21 protein-coding genes and 1 tRNA gene are annotated in these 19,114 nt (G+C 38.7%); 9 read left to right on the top strand and 13 right to left on the bottom strand.

The window, feature by feature from the left end; genetic code table 11:
- The first annotated feature begins 29 nt into the window (after positions 1 to 29).
- Positions 30 to 299, top strand: coding sequence for a hypothetical protein (locus tag IPF86_02715; protein ID QQR49973.1), 270 nt, complete (start codon positions 30 to 32; stop codon positions 297 to 299).
- Positions 300 to 383: 84 nt separating this feature from the next.
- Here the strand turns inward: IPF86_02715 and IPF86_02710 are convergent, their stop codons facing one another.
- From IPF86_02710 to IPF86_02695, 4 genes are all read right to left on the bottom strand, one after another.
- Positions 384 to 1,178 (bottom strand): hypothetical protein, encoded by a 795-nt coding sequence (locus tag IPF86_02710; GenBank protein QQR49972.1) that lies wholly within the window; start codon positions 1,176 to 1,178, stop codon positions 384 to 386.
- Positions 1,179 to 1,313: 135 nt separating this feature from the next.
- Entirely contained in the window at positions 1,314 to 1,949 is a 636-nt protein-coding gene (locus tag IPF86_02705; GenBank protein ID QQR49971.1) for an MBL fold metallo-hydrolase, read from the bottom strand.
- 650 nt (positions 1,950 to 2,599) lie between these two features.
- Complete coding sequence (locus tag IPF86_02700) at positions 2,600 to 3,895, bottom strand: trypsin-like peptidase domain-containing protein (GenBank protein ID QQR49970.1); 1,296 nt, start codon at positions 3,893 to 3,895, stop codon at positions 2,600 to 2,602.
- Positions 3,896 to 3,948: 53 nt separating this feature from the next.
- Entirely contained in the window at positions 3,949 to 4,755 is an 807-nt protein-coding gene (locus IPF86_02695) for an A/G-specific adenine glycosylase (protein QQR49969.1), read from the bottom strand.
- 207 nt (positions 4,756 to 4,962) lie between these two features.
- Between IPF86_02695 and IPF86_02690 the strand changes: the two genes are divergently transcribed.
- The 5 genes from IPF86_02690 to IPF86_02670 all read left to right on the top strand — a co-directional run bounded on the left by IPF86_02690 (position 4,963) and on the right by IPF86_02670 (position 7,225).
- Entirely contained in the window at positions 4,963 to 5,247 is a 285-nt protein-coding gene (locus tag IPF86_02690; protein ID QQR49968.1) for a hypothetical protein, read from the top strand.
- A gap of 92 nt (positions 5,248 to 5,339) precedes the next feature.
- Positions 5,340 to 5,410 (top strand) — tRNA-Gln (locus IPF86_02685).
- 209 nt (positions 5,411 to 5,619) lie between these two features.
- Positions 5,620 to 6,291, top strand: a complete 672-nt coding sequence (locus IPF86_02680) for a class I SAM-dependent methyltransferase (protein QQR49967.1) — start codon at positions 5,620 to 5,622, stop codon at positions 6,289 to 6,291.
- 68 nt (positions 6,292 to 6,359) lie between these two features.
- A complete protein-coding gene (locus tag IPF86_02675) occupies positions 6,360 to 6,794 on the top strand; it encodes a DUF1801 domain-containing protein (protein QQR49966.1) in 435 nt (144 codons plus the stop codon).
- 20 nt (positions 6,795 to 6,814) lie between these two features.
- Complete coding sequence (locus tag IPF86_02670) at positions 6,815 to 7,225, top strand: NUDIX hydrolase (GenBank protein QQR49965.1); 411 nt, start codon at positions 6,815 to 6,817, stop codon at positions 7,223 to 7,225.
- Here IPF86_02670 and IPF86_02665 read toward each other — a convergent pair.
- The 3 genes from IPF86_02665 to IPF86_02655 all read right to left on the bottom strand — a co-directional run bounded on the left by IPF86_02665 (position 7,203) and on the right by IPF86_02655 (position 9,909).
- Positions 7,203 to 7,955 (bottom strand): class II glutamine amidotransferase, encoded by a 753-nt coding sequence (locus IPF86_02665; protein ID QQR49964.1) that lies wholly within the window; start codon positions 7,953 to 7,955, stop codon positions 7,203 to 7,205. The genes IPF86_02670 and IPF86_02665 overlap by 23 nt on opposite strands.
- A gap of 51 nt (positions 7,956 to 8,006) precedes the next feature.
- Entirely contained in the window at positions 8,007 to 9,035 is a 1,029-nt protein-coding gene (locus tag IPF86_02660) for a hypothetical protein (protein QQR49963.1), read from the bottom strand.
- A gap of 250 nt (positions 9,036 to 9,285) precedes the next feature.
- Positions 9,286 to 9,909: a hypothetical protein gene (locus IPF86_02655; protein QQR49962.1), complete on the bottom strand. Its 624-nt coding sequence runs from the start codon at positions 9,907 to 9,909 to the stop codon at positions 9,286 to 9,288.
- Between the two features lie 93 nt (positions 9,910 to 10,002).
- Between IPF86_02655 and IPF86_02650 the strand changes: the two genes are divergently transcribed.
- Both IPF86_02650 and IPF86_02645 read left to right on the top strand, forming a co-directional pair.
- Positions 10,003 to 10,416 (top strand): hypothetical protein, encoded by a 414-nt coding sequence (locus IPF86_02650; protein QQR49961.1) that lies wholly within the window; start codon positions 10,003 to 10,005, stop codon positions 10,414 to 10,416.
- A 1-nt stretch (position 10,417) separates the two neighbouring features.
- A complete protein-coding gene (locus tag IPF86_02645; protein ID QQR49960.1) occupies positions 10,418 to 11,650 on the top strand; it encodes an NAD(P)/FAD-dependent oxidoreductase in 1,233 nt (410 codons plus the stop codon).
- Between the two features lie 42 nt (positions 11,651 to 11,692).
- Here IPF86_02645 and IPF86_02640 read toward each other — a convergent pair whose 3' ends face one another.
- On the bottom strand, positions 11,693 to 11,941 hold the full coding sequence (locus IPF86_02640) for a DUF378 domain-containing protein (GenBank protein QQR49959.1): 249 nt from the start codon (positions 11,939 to 11,941) through the stop codon (positions 11,693 to 11,695).
- A gap of 122 nt (positions 11,942 to 12,063) precedes the next feature.
- Between IPF86_02640 and IPF86_02635 the strand changes: the two genes are divergently transcribed.
- Positions 12,064 to 12,813 carry an HAD-IIB family hydrolase gene (locus IPF86_02635; protein QQR49958.1) on the top strand — a complete coding sequence of 250 codons (750 nt, stop codon included), beginning with the start codon at positions 12,064 to 12,066 and terminating at the stop codon, positions 12,811 to 12,813.
- Between the two features lies 1 nt (position 12,814).
- Here IPF86_02635 and glgP read toward each other — a convergent pair whose 3' ends face one another.
- From glgP to IPF86_02610, 5 genes are all read right to left on the bottom strand, one after another.
- Complete coding sequence (glgP, locus tag IPF86_02630) at positions 12,815 to 14,485, bottom strand: alpha-glucan family phosphorylase (GenBank protein ID QQR49957.1); 1,671 nt, start codon at positions 14,483 to 14,485, stop codon at positions 12,815 to 12,817.
- A 10-nt stretch (positions 14,486 to 14,495) separates the two neighbouring features.
- Complete coding sequence (locus IPF86_02625) at positions 14,496 to 15,962, bottom strand: hypothetical protein (protein QQR49956.1); 1,467 nt, start codon at positions 15,960 to 15,962, stop codon at positions 14,496 to 14,498.
- 5 nt (positions 15,963 to 15,967) lie between these two features.
- On the bottom strand, positions 15,968 to 17,452 hold the full coding sequence (locus IPF86_02620) for a glycogen synthase (protein QQR49955.1): 1,485 nt from the start codon (positions 17,450 to 17,452) through the stop codon (positions 15,968 to 15,970).
- 3 nt (positions 17,453 to 17,455) lie between these two features.
- Positions 17,456 to 18,043 carry a hypothetical protein gene (locus tag IPF86_02615; GenBank protein ID QQR49954.1) on the bottom strand — a complete coding sequence of 196 codons (588 nt, stop codon included), beginning with the start codon at positions 18,041 to 18,043 and terminating at the stop codon, positions 17,456 to 17,458.
- 122 nt (positions 18,044 to 18,165) lie between these two features.
- Positions 18,166 to 19,047, bottom strand: coding sequence for a hypothetical protein (locus IPF86_02610; protein QQR49953.1), 882 nt, complete (start codon positions 19,045 to 19,047; stop codon positions 18,166 to 18,168).
- Positions 19,048 to 19,114 lie beyond the last annotated feature (67 nt).

Below are 19,114 nucleotides of genomic sequence, written 5' to 3'. Positions count from 1 at the left end.
GTAAGATATAGAATACTAAAAACTTTCTTATGAACACATTACAGACTAGAGTAAGTGATTTTATGAAGGAAATGGGTTGGAGTTATTTCTCCACTGAAAAAATAATTTCCAAAATTGATGAAGAATTAGGAGAGATGAAAGCTGAAGTGATCTCAGGTGACGTAGAAAAACTGGAGATGGAAATGGGTGATTTACTTTTTGCTATTGCATGCTTTTGCAATAAAAACAATATTTCTATGGACGAGGCTCTCAGTAAAGCTATTGGGAAAGACAAAGTACGCGATAAAAATCGGTACTAGCAAAAAACCCGCTTGTTGTCATATGTAAAAATAAAAACCTTACATCGTTTTGATGTAAGGTTTTTCTATTCGGCTATGCCTGTGCTATTCATTGAATTCCGAGAAGACTTTTTTGTACATAGCAGTGCATGCTTTTATCAGTATATCTGGTCTCATTTCGATTGGACTAATGTGTGAATCGCGAGGCGGAAGTATCTCACACACTCGTTCGTTTCCGAGGTGTTGATTGAGGAATACCTGATTCAAATTGTTGTAAATAATCACAACATCAGTCGCATCTGAGTGTATTCCGGAACAAAAAAGTTTCCTCGTTGCCTCTCCTGTCGTCTGTCCGTCACTGTACCTCAAATGATGCGGAACACCATTCCATAGATATGGAAACGAGATAGACGATTCGGCAATTTCAAAAAATTCTTGTGGCGTGTAATCATTCAGGGTAAGGTCACACGATTTTCCTACACGCATATCTCGCATCTGTACATGGAGCTCTGTGGTAGTATTCCATAATTCCTGATATGGAAATGGCTTGGACTTTTTGATTGCTTCCACTACTACACTCGGTCTAATGGGATCCCAGAAACGGGTAAGCTGAATGAATTTATTGGCGACAAGATCATCCCAGTAAATCGTTGCTCCTCTTTGTGTTTTCTTGGTGAGAAAGTAGCATGCATTCAAGAATCCAGCCGAGCCGGTGTATATAGAATCAAATGCACGGTACAACCCAAGCATCTCAAGTGCCACAAGCGCACCTGCGCCGTTGATACTCGTCATAAGTCCACCAGGGAGAATAAGAATTACCTTCCTCCCATCGTCAAATGGAAATGCTTTATTTGCTCTGTTTTTCAAAACAGAAATCACGGGATGTAGATGTTGCGTCATAAAGAAGGGTTTCGCCTATACTACACAGGTATCCTTAAATGACAAAGGCGGTATGGAAAATTTTGCGGGAACAACTAGAATCCATGCATAAGTAATGTATTTACAAAAACAGCACCTCTCGGTGCTGTTTTCTTTTTAAAATTCGTGTTCGTCGTCTTCGTTCATAACAACAAATTCGATATTACTTTCTAGGAGAAACTTACTTGGAACTGCATGCCCAAGTCCAGGATTTTTCAAAATAGCGTCATGGACTGGAAATACGACTCGTGGCTTTAGTAGTAGTGCATAATCAATGGCTTCATGGATCTTCATCCATGGTCCGGAAACTGGCAAGGCTAGGATATCAACTGGTTTTTTAGGATCAGTAAACGCGTCCCCTGGGTAAAAGAGTTTGTTATCAATAAAGTAGCCCGTATTCTCTACTCTACCCCAGCCATCATAAATTTCTTCGTGCAATGTACCAAAGCCTTCGATTAAAATATTTTCGATCGTCGTTGATTGCCCGTCTGAAATAATGCTATACGGTATATTTTCTACATCGAGAAGTTTACCAACTGAGACGTTAGTAATAATTTTAGCATCAGGATTATTCATGAGCACTTTCTTTAGCGACTCAATATGAAAATGATCCCCATGCTCATGAGTAATGAGTATAAGATCAATCCCCTTCACTTCATTTTGCAGCGTACTATAACTCCCAGGATCAGTAAGAATAGTAAGGTTTGGAAGCTTAATGTGGAGACAGCAGTGGCCTAATTTCTTGATTAACATATCTAAAGTATATCATGTTAAAACACTCTAAATAACCTTAATCCACAAGGTTATTATACTATTGACTTTATTGAAATATAATGATATAATACTATCAAGCACGGTTGATTAGTGATCTTAGATCTGGCGTTTAAGATCACTAATCAATTTAAAAAAATGAAGACGTTCTTTATGGTAATAACAATTCTTTTCATTTACATAGGAGTAAACTATCCAATGTATATAGGTGCAAGAAAAGCACAATTGGAATTGAGAAGTGTAATTTTGAAAAACAATATCCCTATAAAAAATATGCGGGACTTTGTTCAAAACTACGCACAAAAAAAATATCGTATATCTGACCTCTATCCTTGGTCTATAAAATTCGAGAAGAATGCCTGGAGTCAGATTGAAATGCATCTGTACTTTACAGGCGAGGATGCTACGAAGTACTACATCTTTAAGTCATCTACAATTTTGCTTATGATGACATCGAATCTTTTATTCTTCACACTTGCAAATTTTTTTGCAATCGTGTCCATTGTCGGATCTATAGGAAGAGGTGGCGGCCCACCTAGTTGCAGTCCATTGGGTACACAGGTATTCCCTACGGATATATAAATATATATATAATAAATTCTTGAAATCCCCACACAAAGGGGATTTTCTTTTTATTCCGGTGCAGCTTCGAGTTTAACCTGCACAGTCTTCTCTACACCTTTTGATAAGACTTTGAGCGTCACTGTATCCCCCACTTTTTTATCACGTATCATGAGCGCCAGACTATGATCTTCATCAAGTTTAACGCCATCGAGCTCAAGGATTATATCGTTCTCGACGATGCCTACTTTATCCGCTGGCGAGCCGGGTATCACTGCCAAATCATTTTTATCTTCCCCGCGCTGGATGAGTACTCCGTAGTCAACAGCAAGTTTATTGGCATCTTTGAGTTCAGGCGTAATCTCTGTATAACGGATACCAAGGTAGGGCCTTATGATTTTGCCAGTTTCTTTGACTGAACTAATAACTGATTTGACGCTATTGATAGGTAATGCAAAGCCGATGTTAGATGAGCCTTGTACGACAGCGACATTAATGCCGATTACTTGCCCGCGAAGATTAAGGAGGGGGCCACCAGAGTTACCCGGATTAATAGCTGCATCAGTCTGTATTACACGATCGAGTTGTTCACTCGTTCCTGCGAATGCATCACCTGCTACAATCGAACGCGACAATCCTGACACCACCCCAACTGATACAGAATTTTTAAATTCTGCCAACGCATTTCCTATAGCGACCACTGACTGCCCGAGTTCGAGCGAATCAGAATCGCCAAGCTCAAGGTACGGCAAACCACCTATCGGCGCATCAATTTTAATAACTGCAATATCGAGTATCTGATCGCGAGCTAAAACTTTAGCAGTATATTTTTTGCCATCATTGGTATAGACGGTATAGTCCGCATCTTCATCTGCAACAACGTGGCGATTGGTCACTATCAGCCCATCATCGGTAATAATAAATCCTGATCCACCGCCAACTTCTTGCTTCTCGGTACCATTTTGCTTTTGCTGCGGGACTTGCTGTTGGAAGAATTGATTGAAGAAATCATTGCCTCCAAACATATCACCAAAAGGATTAGTCGGTGATGGTGAGTAGTATGTTTCGTAGGTTGGTACGTCTTTGGTAATACTAATAGATACCACGGCAGGATTGGCACGTTTAACAGCATTGACGACGAATGATTCCTCAGTAAACGGCACAGGTGAGCTTCCAGCTAAAGGATTTTCACTTGTTTGAGCCATGTAGCTCCCAGCGAGCAAACTAATGATTTTTGTGCGATTACCCCAAAGTAGACTGCCGGCAATCACCATCACGACAAGTGTCGTCACGAGAGCAACAAGTCCCATTTCGATGTATTTTTTTTGTAATGGTTTTATTTTAAATTCTCGTAGATTCGTAGACATATATTCTATATTTTAATTGAGGCTTATAATCTGTCAATTCTAATGAGAGAAAATTAAGACTTCATGAAGAAACGGTTCGATTTGATTTTAATGAAGCCATCTCTGCTAAGACCAGTGATGATTTTTGTAATCCGTGCTTTATTTTCATTTATTTGAGTAACGAGACCCTCTAATGTTTCAGATTTCTGAAGCAGGAGTTTAAGTATGGCTCCGCGGATTTTCCTATCAGACCCTTGGAATTTTGATTGTTTAGTATAGTTTCTGGTTTTATTGAGATATCCTTTCCCTTCTCGTTTGAGCATTGCACCATAGTCCATGAGTGCCTGGTACCATTCGCACGGATTTTCCAAATACATAACATTCTCCCCTACAGCGAGAAGTTCCTTGTCAGTTATTTTTGTTTTGCGATCAGCAAAGAAAAAGTGAATATATACTGAGCGGATATTTGTCTCGATGAAGTTATCAGGCTCATTAAAAGCAAATGCTCGTATCGCACCTGCGGTATAGGGACCAATAGCTGGAAGTGCAACCAGAGCTTCTTTTGCTTTGGGCACTTTACCAGCATGATCTAAGACTATTGCTTTCGCTGCTCTGTGTAGATTGAGTGCGCGGCGATTATACCCGAGACCACTCCAAAGCACGAGGACATCTTTTTGTGATGCATGTGCTAAGGCTTCCACAGTTCGGAACTTTTTGATAAAGGCATTGAATTTCGGGACGACACGATCTGCTTGTGTTTGTTGCAACATGACTTCAGATACCAAGATTTTATATGGATTGTGTGTTTGACGCCAAGGAAACTTCCGTCCATGAGTCCTGTAATAATCTAAAATAGTTTTCTGAAATATTTTCATCTTCATACGAGGAGTGTAGCATAAAAAATAAGGCAAAATTTCTAAAATTTATTTTGGAATTAATGTATATTTTGATATAATTTTTCTTGCTGTTCGAAATTAAGTAGGCAGCCATTGGTTAGTGCGACCGTCCATCGCGGTGGATTTGTCAACCTTGCCGAGGCCGTCCCGATAAAAATTCCGGGGCGGTTTTTTACGACATACTTTGAATTTATGGCACCAAGTAGTACAATGACTGAAAAAATAATGGCAACATTTTTCTTAAACGATACTCAGGCAAATGATTATTTTACAAAAGAGATCAGGCACATACTATCATTACCTGAAGATACCGAAGCAAATCAGAGATTCGCGAACTTATTGAGTGAATACCCGTCTTCACAGAAAATTGTATTGCTTTGGAATACAACACATGAGTTGTCATATCAATGCAACCCACCACAATACCGTACCAAGAAAATATTCGATATGATTATTAGTAAAGTAAGAAGCAAATGACATTACAAGTAGAGACAAATTTACCAGCCCATTATTATGTGGGCTTTTTATTTTCTTGAAAAAAAGCCTCTTTTCCTGTATGGTTGACCTATTGCGGGATCGTCTAATGGTAGGACTACGGTTTCTGGAACCGTGTATCTTGGTTCGAGTCCAAGTCCCGCAGCCCTGAATATAAAAGCAATAGAGGTTTCTGGAACCGTGTATCTTGCCCGCCCGACTGAATGATAGAAATCGTTCGGGCGGGGTTCGAGTGCAAGTCCCGCAGCAACAAGTCTCTGATTTGGCTCATCTAAAAATAAGGGCGCAACTCGACTAGGCAAATCTAAAGAAGGAAGCTAAGCTACAAAAAAATTACTAAAATACTACTTATATATGGATAAGATAAATCCCCAAATTAGCCAAAAATTTCTTGAGCAAATAAAAAATCAAATCCCTGAAATTATCGATATTGAGGGTGTAAAGATTAAAACTTGCAGGGGCGTATTCCCGCCGAGAAGCAATTTTTCACATACTTCAGAAAAGCTTCATACCATTTTCGGTGATTTAACTGGTCTAAATATTCTTGACATGGGCACAGGTACAGGAATCCAGGCGATACAAGCTATTAAGGATGGCGCAAAAAGTGTTGTAGTTGTGGATATAAATCCAGCTGCCATTTCTTGTGCAGAAGAGAATTTTAAATTGAATGGTGTTTCAGATAAAATCACTGCATTTGAAAGTGATCTGTTTATCAAGATTGAAAATGGAAATAAGTTTGACATTATAATTGCGAATCTACCAATTACTGATTTTCCGCTTAATGGACTAGTCGAGTCGGCTCTTTATGATCCTGAATATAAAATCCACAAACGCTTTTTAAAAGAAGCTACCAGTTATCTTCAAAATAGTGGCGCAATAATCATGACCCACATTGATTTTAAAGGTAACGAAGACTTCAAAGAGTTCGAAGAAATGTTATCTTTTTATAATTTTAAGCCAGAAAGATACATAGAAATTGAGGATATGGGCTATAGATGGAGAATGTACCGAATAATTCGGAAGTAGACTTTTGAGCTTATGATACCTCGCCCGTGGTGATAGTAGACCAATCATTACAACAATAAACATTATTTATGCCAGAAATAAAAACAAAAGTTAATAAAGCGAGCGTAAAGAAATTTTTGAGTACAATCAAAGACGAAGAGAAGCGTAAGGATTGCTTCGCTATATCTTTGATGATGGAGAAAGTAACTAAAGCAAAGCCTGAAATGTGGGGTGCATCGATCGTTGGCTTTGGCCGCAGGAAGTATACCTATGCAAATGGCAAAGAAGCAGAATGGATGCTCATAGGTTTTTCTCCACGCAAACAAAATACTGCTCTCTATGGTTTAAAGGTTTTTACGATGACGCATGGTGGTTTAAAAGAAAAGAAAGGTGAAAACGATTTCCTTTTAAAATTAGGCAAGTACAAAGAAGGAGGCTCATGTCTCTACATCAACAAACTTTCTGATATTAATACAAAAGAACTTGAAAAAATTATCAAACTTGCAGCTAAACGCAAGAAATAAGAGCTCAAATTTTAAACTGTATGGAAAACGATTTTCATGGGGTAAAGATCGCACTACTCGTTGGTGACAAAATTTTAATGCATCTCAGAGATAACAAGCCCGGATTGTTTAATGCCAACATGTGGGATTTTGTAGGTGGAGGGAGAGAAGGTACAGAGAGTTCGCAAGAATGCGCTATACGTGAAGTAGAGGAAGAACTTGGCATAGTCCTATCACCTCAATCTTTTCTTTGGGAAAAAGTATACCCAGCTCAAAAAGATCCAAACCAAAAAGCAGTTTTCATGGTAGCTAGTATCTCTGCTGAAGAAACAGATAAAATTAAATTAACTGAGGGTCAAAAATGGGATCTCTTCGATCAAGAAACATTTTTCGCAAAACAAGATGTTATTCCTGCATTAAAAACAAGATTTAATGATTATTTGGCAATGTAAGTATTGTCCCATTGTCTAGTTTTTCCCAAGTAAAACCCTGTATATCTAGCGTCTCAGAACATAGAATCGTCATACCATCTTTTGTGCCTTTGTAAAAAGTATAGTACTCATCTAATTTGAGCGTCTCACGTTCGGGATCTTTTTCATTCCATAAATAGTGAAGTATAATCCCCTCTTTAGTTTTGAGTAGACATGTCAATGATGTCCATTCACTAATCTTTTGAATTTCTATAACTTCGTCCTTAATCGCCTTTTCAAACATAGAGAGGCTACCATCACCTAATTGCCCGTCTATGCGATCAAGAATGCGTAAAAAGAAAGTTTCAGAATCCGTATGGCCTTCACGCAAGTGCCTATCGTTAGTAAAAACCGTGCTTTCAAAAGCATGTATCGAGCCATTATGGCAAAAACATATACCTGAACGTAGAAAAGGATGGGTATTACAAATAGCTTTTGTTCCAACAGTTGCCTTGCGCAAATGAGCGATTACCTGACCATCACCTGAAACAGATTCAGTTGATGAAATAACACTGTCTCCATCAATAGGTTCGACTGAGCGGATATATACTTCATGTGCTTTGTTTGAGCTATGTATACCCCAGCCGTCTTGGTGCCCAGGCTCAATACCGCACGGCACACAGCCTTTATCTGCCAATACAGCAAAAGCCATGAGCGCATCTCGGTACTCCGGGCTACCAGTATTTCCACTAAAAGCAAATAATCTACACATAGATTTGAGTATAGCAAAAAAGCACGGATATGAAATCCGTGCTTTTAAATTCTATGTAACAACAAGTGGCCCACAAACAGCATCAGAGGCACCATGAATTTTATGGCAGTTGGGTCTTGCTTCCCATTGGCCACCAATCACTTTGTATGCTTTACTCGCTATGTCAAACACTAAGTAACATCTACGAATCATAGCGTATTCAGTTGGTAGAAATGCCGGCGACTCTGGTTCGTAGTACTCCTGAATATAATGAACTTCATTGTTTGCTATAGCCTTCTCAATTTTTGTCTTCGTCGAGAATCCGTTACTTGGTCTCTTGGGATGATACAGGTGTACATTTTCACAACGGCAGCCAAATCCAGGTTTAACCACAAAAGGTTTACTCCAAGGAATTTCTATAGTTCTTTTGAATTCATATATCCCCTCAAAAGAATCCATGCCACCAACTATATATTTTAGAGGTTTCCATAACTTTAAAGCAATACCATATGATTTATCACCCTCATACTTGATAGTTGTAAGTGAATACGGAGACAATGCATAGTACTCTTTTTCATCTCGAAGTGTCCGTACAAACCAAATTGCATCTTCTGGATTTGTTGGGACTTCCCCAAAAACCATTCGTATACCACCAAAATCCTTGAGTCTCTGTGCCCAGTAGAAATCATCAGAATTAAACATACGACCTCGAGAAACACAGATACCGAGTGGCTTATTAGTATATTCGCATATATTCTTTAGTGTTTCCACAAAAGCTTGGAAGGCCTTAGCTGATGCTAGTGCATCGATTTCAAATCCTGCCGGTCTGTCTTCGATTTCGTATACATTAACCTTACCCTCAAAGCTAACCGTATAATCAATCCGAATAACGACACTTGGCACCCCAAATACGTCAGTCATCCAATTTGCATGCTTCGAGTTAAAGCATGCTGGCCACTGATTAGCAAGTGACTCCAATTGGCTTTTTTCTGATGCATAAATAGGTACTTCTATTGGCAAAGTTCGTATCTTCCAATTGCCTACGGTGAATGTTTTAACAATTTCCGGAAGAAATGATGGTCTGCTAGTTGTTTGTTGCATAGCTATTTTTTTAAAGAACATGATGTTGTATGTATGGGACACAAAACAAAACCCCCTCCATGACTTGGAGGGGGTTAGTGTAAATAGATTTAGATTACACAATTAACAACAATCCACTCCGAGCCATGTTCCGGGTAGACATCGATACCAAACAAATTGTGTAAACGTTAAATGCATACTTTATATATACCACAGTGTGTATTTGCATGCAATACAAATAAAAAAACAGCACATAGTGCTGTCTATTATATCAAAGGAACAATTTTCCGATCTCTTCCCAACTTCTTACTCGATGCAATATCTTTTTATTATCGTCGTGTGTACCCAATGGATCAAAAAGGTACGACAAAATAATATCTTGTAACTCTAAGATTTCATAATCAGAATCATCCAAGAAAGCGACTTTCTTGCCAGAGTAATTTTTAATAAAATCTCTTTTTGAATGTGCATTAAAAATTCCATTTCCAGCGTGTTCCCAAACACAATGAATCTCACTCACACAGTTTGGAATATATGTGTCGAGAAAGTGCTGTATAACTGCTAGCCCATTTTTCTCTCGAGCAGTGACCGTAACAAGTTTGTATTTCAGAGTAAGTTTTGACATCACTTCACACATTCCATCGACAGGCTTGACATTCTTGTGCCAGTCGAGTGATGTTAGGAAATTCTCAACACTATCAACGTACACATCTCTTGAAGTCACTTGCTTTTCCTGAGACAAATATTTGTTGATAACTGTGTCAAGAGAAGGATTTTTGACATAATCAGCTCGTGTAGAATTTATACCGTACCGGTAATTCTGATATTCAACATGAGCATCTAATGTATCGAATTTGAATCCATCAAAATCAAGAAATATAACTGGTTTTCCCATTTTTTTGTAAGATTTTACTTCACCTTACTACAAAAAAATTATTCTGTCAAAATATAAGCGCGAAGCGAAATATTCTGCTACAATCCAGATTATATGAAAATCGGCATTATTGGCAGCATGCAATATACAGAGAAAATGCTTGAACTTAGAGATAAGCTGATTAAACTTGGCCATACTGCCTTTATAACTGAACTACACCAACCTTTTATTGGTAAAACTGACCAAGAGATAGAGGTTATCAAAATAGACCAGAAAAACAATAAAGATGCTATTAGAGTTTTTTGGCGTGAAATGCAAGGAGCGGATGCGGTTCTTGTAGCTAATTATGATAAAAACAACATTGCAAACTACATCGGTGGCAATACGCTTATGGAAATCGGCTTTGCCCATGTGCTTAATCAGAAAATATTTCTCTTAAACCCTATTCCTGATATTGCATTCTATAAAACTGAAATTGAAGCGATGAAGCCAATTATTGTGCATGGTGATTTAACTCTCATCCAATAATATGTACGATGTCATTATTGTTGGCGGCGGAGCATCGGGCATGATGGCAGCAGCTGTAGCTGGAGAATCTGGTAAGCGAGTACTCTTGATTGAAAAGAATAAAAATCTCGGCGAGAAATTGAAAATCTCGGGCGGTGGCAGATGTAATATCACTAATGCAGAGTATGATGTGCACAAATTTCTCTCTCACTATGGCAAAGCAGCGCCATTTCTCTATTCACCATATTCGCAATTTGGTGTTAAAGATACGTTTAGATTTTTTGAATCTCACGGTTTGCCACTTGTTGTTCAAGCTCGTAATCGTGCATTCCCTCATACTGAACGGGCACTCGATGTGTATCTCACGCTCGAAAAAATACTCAAGAAGAATAATATCACTATTTTAACTAACTCTCCTATTACAAGGATTTCACACAAGGACAATCAAATCACTAGTGTTTTTGTCAAAAGTAAAGAGTATAAAGCAGCAAAGTATATCTTGGCTACGGGCGGTATATCCCATCCTGAAACAGGCTCCACTGGTGATGGATTTGGTTTTCTGAAAAAACTTGGCCATACGATTATCAAACCAACACCTACTATTGTACCGCTTAAAGTTCCTGACAAATGGATTCATTCCCTTGCCGGAGTGTCAATTGATTTTATGAAAATTACTTTTTTTGTTGACGACAAGCGTATCCTAACAAAAAAAGGCAAAGTGCTCTTTACTCACTTCGGCTTGTCTGGTCCACTTATACTAAACGCTGCAAGTGAAGTTTCAGGCTTTCTCGAGGGCGGGAAGGTCACTGCGACCATCGATTGCTTCCCCGATACTGATCATGGCGCACTTGACTCTAGAATAATCGCCGTGTTCGATGCGAATAAAAACAAAATGTTTAAAAATATTTTCAAAAATATTGCACCAGAGGGCATGAGTGAAGCCATACTATCGCTTCTACCAGAGATGATTGATCCGAATACAAAAGTCCACAGTATTACCGTTCCAATGCGTAAACATATCGTGCAACTTTTGAAAACATTACCACTTTCTATAAGCGGACTCATGGGATATGACCGAGCCGTTGTCTCTGATGGTGGTGTCCCCCTAACTGAGATAGACACAAAACATATGAAGTCGCTCATTATTGAAAATCTATATGTTACCGGAGACCTACTCCACATCAACCGCCCCTCTGGCGGCTATTCGTTGCAATTATGCTGGACAACTGGGTATGTTGCTGGTAAGCAAATATAAAAAATATCCCGAGTAAGCGGGATATTTTTTATTGAACACCTTTTACATATTCTGTGGAGGCATTGCGCTAGGAGCCACCGGACCTTTTGCGATACATTCTTTGCAATTTTTCTTGTGACTCACGATCTCATAGACAGCTGAGAGACCAACAAGAATATAAATTATGCGTGAGATGATTGCTGCTTGACCGCCAAAGACTTGGCCAACGTCCCAACCAATAACACCAACAAGAAGCCAGTTAAGACCTCCAATAATAAGGAGAATAAATGTAACCGTATGCAATGATTTCATAATAAAAAACTATTAGTAATAATACTTTCCTTGCTTTTATTGTATCCTTAATTGCCTTTTGACACTAGTGGAAAACTACTATAGCCAATGAAAAAACAACAAAACTGTGTATACTAGGTGGTATGACATTGCCAAAACTTATTATTTTTGACCTCGACGACACACTCTCTAAGAGCAAAACTCCAATCAGTCAAACCATGGCCCATCTGCTCTCGAGCTTATTACAACAAAAGAAAGTAGCTGTTACCTCTGGTGCATCATTTGTTCAGTTTGAAAAACAATTACTCACGCATGTATCATGCACAGACGAACAGCTAGCGAATCTTTATTTACTTCCTACCGATGGGGGTAGTTTCTATGTCTATAAGGAGGCCTGGGAAGAAATATACAAAGAAATTTTAAGTGAGATAGAAAAAAAGAAAATTATTACAGCATTTGAGCAAGCATTTGCAGAAACCGGCATTGGAAAATCAAACAACCCTGCAGGTAATTTATTTGATGATCGCAGATCACAAATTACCTTCTCAGCACTTGGTATTGATGCAGCACTGGAACAAAAAAGAGCGTGGGATCCCGACCATACCAAGCGTAAACAAATAATTACAGTATTAACCAAGCTTCTGCCAAACTATGCAATAAGCGTTGCTGGCACAACGTCGATTGATGTCACCAAAGCTGGTATTGATAAAGCCTACGGCATCAAGCAGCTTCTTGCATATACCAACATACCCCTTAAAGAAGCTGTGTATGTGGGGGATGCACTTTTTGAAGGTGGTAATGATGCGGTTGTTATCCCTCTTGGCATAACAATCGTTACCGTCAGTGGGCCAGAAGAAACAGCAGCTTATATTGAGTCCATACTTACAGGGTAAATTATTCTTTATGATGCTGATGCAAGAGGGGTATGTATCCTTCTTCTATATATGCCCTAAGCATCCGGGATGCAGAAAATTTCTCAAGTATTAATTCTCGGCCGGCTTTCATTCTCTTGATCCAATCACTCTCATTTTGATTTTTTATATGCGCGTAATAGGTAGGTATAATTTCTTGCTCCACAACATCAAGCAATTTACTGCCAATATTTGGTTCATCTATAATCCAGCCAATATTTTCCATAGCTACCTCTGCTATCCAGCCATCCCGAGTAGATAATGGCAATGATCCATTCAAAAGTGCCTTCATACCACTCGTACCACAAGCCTCAGAGCCGATCATAGGGGTATTGAGCCATATATCCGTACCTGAGGTCATCAGTGAGGCTATGTCTAAATTATAATTTGGAAGAAAGACTGCAATGCCTTTAAGGTCAGCGGCAAAGAGTGCACGCAGCATAGCGACTAATGTATTTGCATTTTCATTGCCATTTTCAGTTGGGCCAGAAAACACAATTCTAACTGACCTGTGAGATTTCGATATAATTTCTTGTAGTCTCGCGATATCCGAGAAAAAGGCGAGTGGCTGTTTGTAATCAACTGTTCGTCTCGCCCAGCCAATCAAAAGCTCGTCTTCATGCCAGGTTTCACCAGTAATATCAAAAATATATTTTAACAGCTTGGTTTTATTTGTTTGGTGAATCTTAAAAATATCTTCTGCACTAACTGCCCCTATCTTATCCCAGCGTGGAAGATAAATACCATTGGTGATTGCCTCCATAGGGTGCTCAGGCCAGAGTATTTTTGCCTTTTGCCCATGGAGTACGCTAACAGCATTGGCTTTACTCGAAAGTCGAAACGCAAGAGTCGTCATTGAGAACGCATCTCCATTTTTACCAAGTTCCGCAATATCATATGTCGCCACGCCGATTTCTTCCGCATAGTTTTTCATAAGACTCGTAACCGTCTCGAGTGAAAACTGCTCTTGACCAGCAGGCACAAGCGTATGGTTGGTAAAAAGCACATGTTTTTTGGCATAGTCACAAGCAGTTTTAAAATCAACATGGCGATGCTCCATCTCGTGATGGGCAAGCTCAAGTCCAAGAAACGCTGAGTGACCTTCATTGAGATGATATACCGACGGATGATGCCCAAGTCGCTTTAACAATCTAAAGCCACCTATACCCAAAAGAATTTCTTGCTTTAATCGAAGCGTACGATCTTCTACATAGAGCACCTGTGTAATACTTCGGTCATCTGGATGATTTGCTTCTATGTTTGTATCCAAAAAATATAGTGGGAAGTTATTCCAAATAAAAGCTTTTGCATGAACAATTCGATCTCCAATTGGAAGCGATATAACTACTGGCACTCCTTGGGCATCTATAAGCGGCACAAGTTTTGCTTCTGCAATATGTTCTTCTATTTCAGCACCCATAGATATAACTGAATGCTGGGCATTATGGTAACGAAGTCCGATGGCAATGAGTGGGAAAGTATGAGAGACAGTTTCGTGGATATAATCCCCTGCCAAAACTCCTAAGCCACCCGCATACGTGGGCAACGCAGAATCAAGCGCATACTCAGCAGAGAAATATGCAATTGGATTTCTCTCCAATGCTTTGTAATCTTCAGTATTTTTTACATTTGCGAACCAATCTTCGATATTCATATGTATATATTTAAATCCCTCGCTGCTCAGGCTGCCCGGACGCGAGTCTCTGATACTCGAGTTTATATTTATCAATCATATCAAGCACATCACCATTAGTAATTTTCTGTCGCAGTAAATCAACCGCATGCAGTGAATCATATAAATCATTCTTTGTCTCAAGTTTCCAAATCGCATCACGCCACAGTATTGCTTCCTCAAAATTTTCTTTTACTACTGCTTCTTTGATCTTTATTTTCATAAGCTCAATAAATGCAGCATATACCCAGGGTTCACCTGCCGTTTTATCTTTAAATGGGATTCGTGGAATTTCGCGGTACTCTTTATAAATTTCCTTAATATGTCCTGTGCGTTGCCAACTGAATGCCGAAGCTATGATCGCGTAGTACAACTCAAGCGCTTTAGCATTTATCGTACGTTCTACATTTTGAGTTTTTTTAATCGTGTCGAGCAATAGCCAGGCTCCTGATTCTATCACTTCAAGTGACCACCATGGTCTCGCCGATGCCCAGAAAAAATGATCCGAGGCTAAAGCTTCATCAAGTAAATGACGGGCCATAGAATCCTCAATATTTTCATTTTTGACAGTTTCAATTGCCAATTGCTGCAGTTCCCACTGCATTCGATGAATAGTGTTATTTGGATCATCCCACGTTAAAAATTGATTACCTTCTTCAATATCTTTTTCAGTGGATGCCCAAGTGGAAATAACAGGCTGGATAACTTTTCTCGCTGGTATGTCTCTCATTAGATCTTCTATAAAAACATGCTCAAAATCCGGTGTTGTCAGAAGTCCTGTCAAAAGCTTTTGTAACCCTGGGCGATGATGGCCAAACGTTTCCCCATCCATACCAGTAACTAAGTAGTTTTTTGACTTGAAATCTTCCATGTCTTTGAAATCTTCTTCTCGGCGGACCAATGCACTCATAATTAAATTTGAGTATGTTCTTTCACGGAAAAAAACTGAAAGCTTAGTATTCTCAATCGTATAGACAACGTTTGTATCAACTCCAGCAACCCGCCCGTTGAAGCCGACCTCATCAATCAGAATCCATGTATATCCTAATTTCTCAACAATTGGAGCAATCAGGGGGGCATACGCCATTTCTGGAGGAAAAAAGCCTTTAGGGTTGTATACGTCACCGAAAATTTTCTGATTAGTTTGAAAATTAAGAGTAATTTGGCGAATTATTTCATCCTCTGACAGAAATGGTAAGAGTGCATGATATTTAGCACTACCGGTGAATTCGATTTGACCACTCGTGGCAACAAAAATAATATCATTAATTAAATCTTGGAATCCCAAAGAGACAAACTGTTCAGAAAGTGCAGCATTGATATTAAGCGTAATTTTTGTATTAGGATTTTCTTTGAGCGTTTTTAAAAGAGGACGATAACTCTCATTTGCTACCCGCGTCACTATATCAGCCGCTTGGTTTGCAGGCTGATAAATGTGGAGAAAATTTACCCAGCGCATCGTAGTTATTGATTAAATTGATTACGCGCTCGCTCAAAAAGCTTGGCATATTCTTGAGCTGACTTTTCCCAAGAAAAGTTCGCTTGCATTGCATGATGCTGAATATCTTGCCAATGATTTTTGTGTTTGTGTGTCTCGTGGGCTCGTATAAATGCACCAAAAAATGCATACGGATCATACTTGTCAAATAGGAATCCAGTACCAGATTTTGCTACTGGATCATAGTCTTCAATACTATCAGCTAATCCACCAATTTTTCTTGCAATCGGTATTGCACCATATCGCATCGCTTCCATTTGGGTTAATCCAGATGGCTCAAACTTGGACGGTATTAGAATTGCATCTGCTCCTGCATAAATGCTGTGGGGCAAAATAGTATCAAAAGAGAGATGTGTTGCAACTTGTGGATATTTCTTATCGAGCTCTTCAAAGAATGACATGTACTTTGAATCACCAGAACCAAGCACAATGAATTGAAAGTCGTAATTATCTAAAAGCGGCTCAATAGTTTCAAGGACAAGATCAAGTCCCTTCTGCTTCGTCAATCGCGAGACGATTGCGACTACAAACACATCAGGACGACCATCAAGATTAAACTTTTGTTGTAATATTTTCTTATTCTTTTTACGTTCAGATAAATTTTTCTCAGTGTAAGGATATTCCACATAGGGATTCGTTTCTGGATTATAAATATCATAATTAAGCCCGTTTAAAATACCGAACAATCGAGAACGCCTCTCTTGGAGTAACGGGTCTAGGAGTTCCCCATACTCTGGTGTTGTAATTTCTCGAGCATAGGTTGGTGAGACAGTATTAATCACATCCGCATAGCGAATCCCACGTCGCATAAAATTAAGTTTACAAATTGCTGGATCAGAAATTGCTGGGATTATTGTTTGCCCATCATCATATTCTAATTCGCTAATATGCTTGTGGTTGAGTATCCCTTGATAATAAATATTATGAATAACAAAGACTGATGCGATTTCTCGCATAACCGGATCATCTTTATATTCGGCTTGCATATAATTAGGAATGAGTCCGCCTTGCCAATCATTGGCAACAATAATGCTTGGGCGCCACTTCTCATAGGTACGAACAAATTCTATTGCGCCGCGAGCTAACAATGCCCACCTAGAAGGATCATCATCATACCCATACACACTGCCACGTTTTTCAAAAAATTCTTGATTCTCAAGAAAGTAATTGACCATGCCATTGTCACTGACATATTCCTTGATATTGCAGATGATGGCTTCATCTGTCTTGTTCGGTACTTCTAGCTGACTAACAATCGTTTCCATTGGAAACTCTTTTTCATCAATGATTGCATATTTCGGTATCATAACTCGCACATCATAATCCAAGTCACGAAGTGCAAGCGGTAATGTCGATAATATTTCTGCTAAGCCACCAACTTTGACGAATGGCACAGCCTCTGACCCAACAAAGAGAATATTCAATTTTTTCTTTTTAGTAGTTGTAAACATAGATTAATGAGTTTCTTTTCTCGAAAAAATAGTAATCGGCGGTACCTCTGTATACATTGGGTTTTTAACAAAAATTGGCTTGCCATTTTCTTCAATGACGTAATAAGCAAATCCACGGAGCCTGCGCATTGGCTCATAATCAGCATGACTCGGAGCTTTAACGGCATTTGTCTCTGTAAGATTAACTGGACTATCATCGATAGTAACAAGCCAGTGTGAGCCGATATTTACTAATAAGTGCCCACAGTCCTCTGGTATTTTAATCGTATCGCCGGCCGCCACGAATGTCGCAGAAATTGATTCAATGCTATCATCGATGAATTTACCCTGTGCATCTTTTTTCCTCGTTTGAAGGAGTAAAATACCCTCACCGCTGACTATGGTATAGGTCTCTATAAATGGATATGCATGGTAGTGACCATAGGCTTTAATATATTCACCACCAACGGTACCATTCTCCAAAATAGTAACATTTGTCTTGTCAGTACCACCACGAATCATATAGTAATGAACCTGAGGCCCTATTGCCTCAGGATACATAAGCACATCTTTCATTTCTTCATGAGTTCTCTCAGCAAAAGGTGTGTACATAATAGCTGTAGTATCTACAAATGAATTATACCACACTAGAGCGCTGTACAGGCAGCGGTGCAAAGTATCCGTGTGTATTGGTATTTAGTAATAAAACCCAAGCTTCCTTGGGTTTGTTTTTGTTATTTTTTAAATATTATTGCTGTATGACTTTTAAGCATATGCATAAGATTTGGATTGTGGTCAATTTGTGTACGCGTTGAGTAAGCTTTTTCACGCTCAATTTTAACTTTTTCTGCATACTCTCGCTCTTCTTTTGTTCCTATATTTCCTGCAGTAGCCAGTAGCGCTTTTTCTTTAGTCGGGTTTAGATATGTCTGTAGTGAAACTTCATACATATATAACTGCGCTGGATCAACATACGAAATAATGAATCCATCTCCATCAAGCGAAATCACTTTATTAAACACATGTGAATCAATACTATACGCAGACATATAGGTACCATTTGCATTGTCATTGTGATTTTTGAGTACATAGAAAATCGATAGGTTCAAAAATGCAAACTGAGTACATACAACAGTCTTCTTCTGTAATAGTTCATCTGGGTAAAACTTATTATAATATTCAAAGCTTACAGATGGATCATAGTGATCATCATAGTATAGACGCGATGAAGTAATGAGTCCGGATAATAGTACAAGATCATGGATAGATAATTTCTTGATACTTGTCTCGCTATATCCTAATACTGCAGCATACTTTAGTACACTATCTTTAAATGTTTGATAGTGTAAAATTCTAAAGTTATTGGTAAATGTATGGTTGCTATACGCTTTAATACATTCAATATAAAAATCTTTTTCACTAAATGTATTTCTTCTAGCTACCAATTCATCCAATTCTTTTGCGTCAATAAAAGAACTTAGCGAGGCTTTGACAAATTTATCATTACCACGATACGCATCATGAGCGCTCGGATAGTAAGCAGTAAAGTCTACAACTGTTTGCCCAAAGATGATCCTAGGGAGTACAGATGCTACAAACAAAAATATCGCTTTCATATTCAGTTTTTTCTTTCAGACTATGCTATATATTTTAATATGTCAATATTGTATTTTAGTCTTCATA

It is taken from the genome of Candidatus Nomurabacteria bacterium, assembly GCA_016699085.1.
Taxonomy (GTDB): domain Bacteria; phylum Patescibacteriota; class Minisyncoccia; order Phycocordibacterales; family UBA9973; genus CAZLWF01.
The sequence above is the reverse complement of the archived record's forward strand: the minus strand, read 5'-3'. Positions and strand labels throughout refer to the sequence as shown.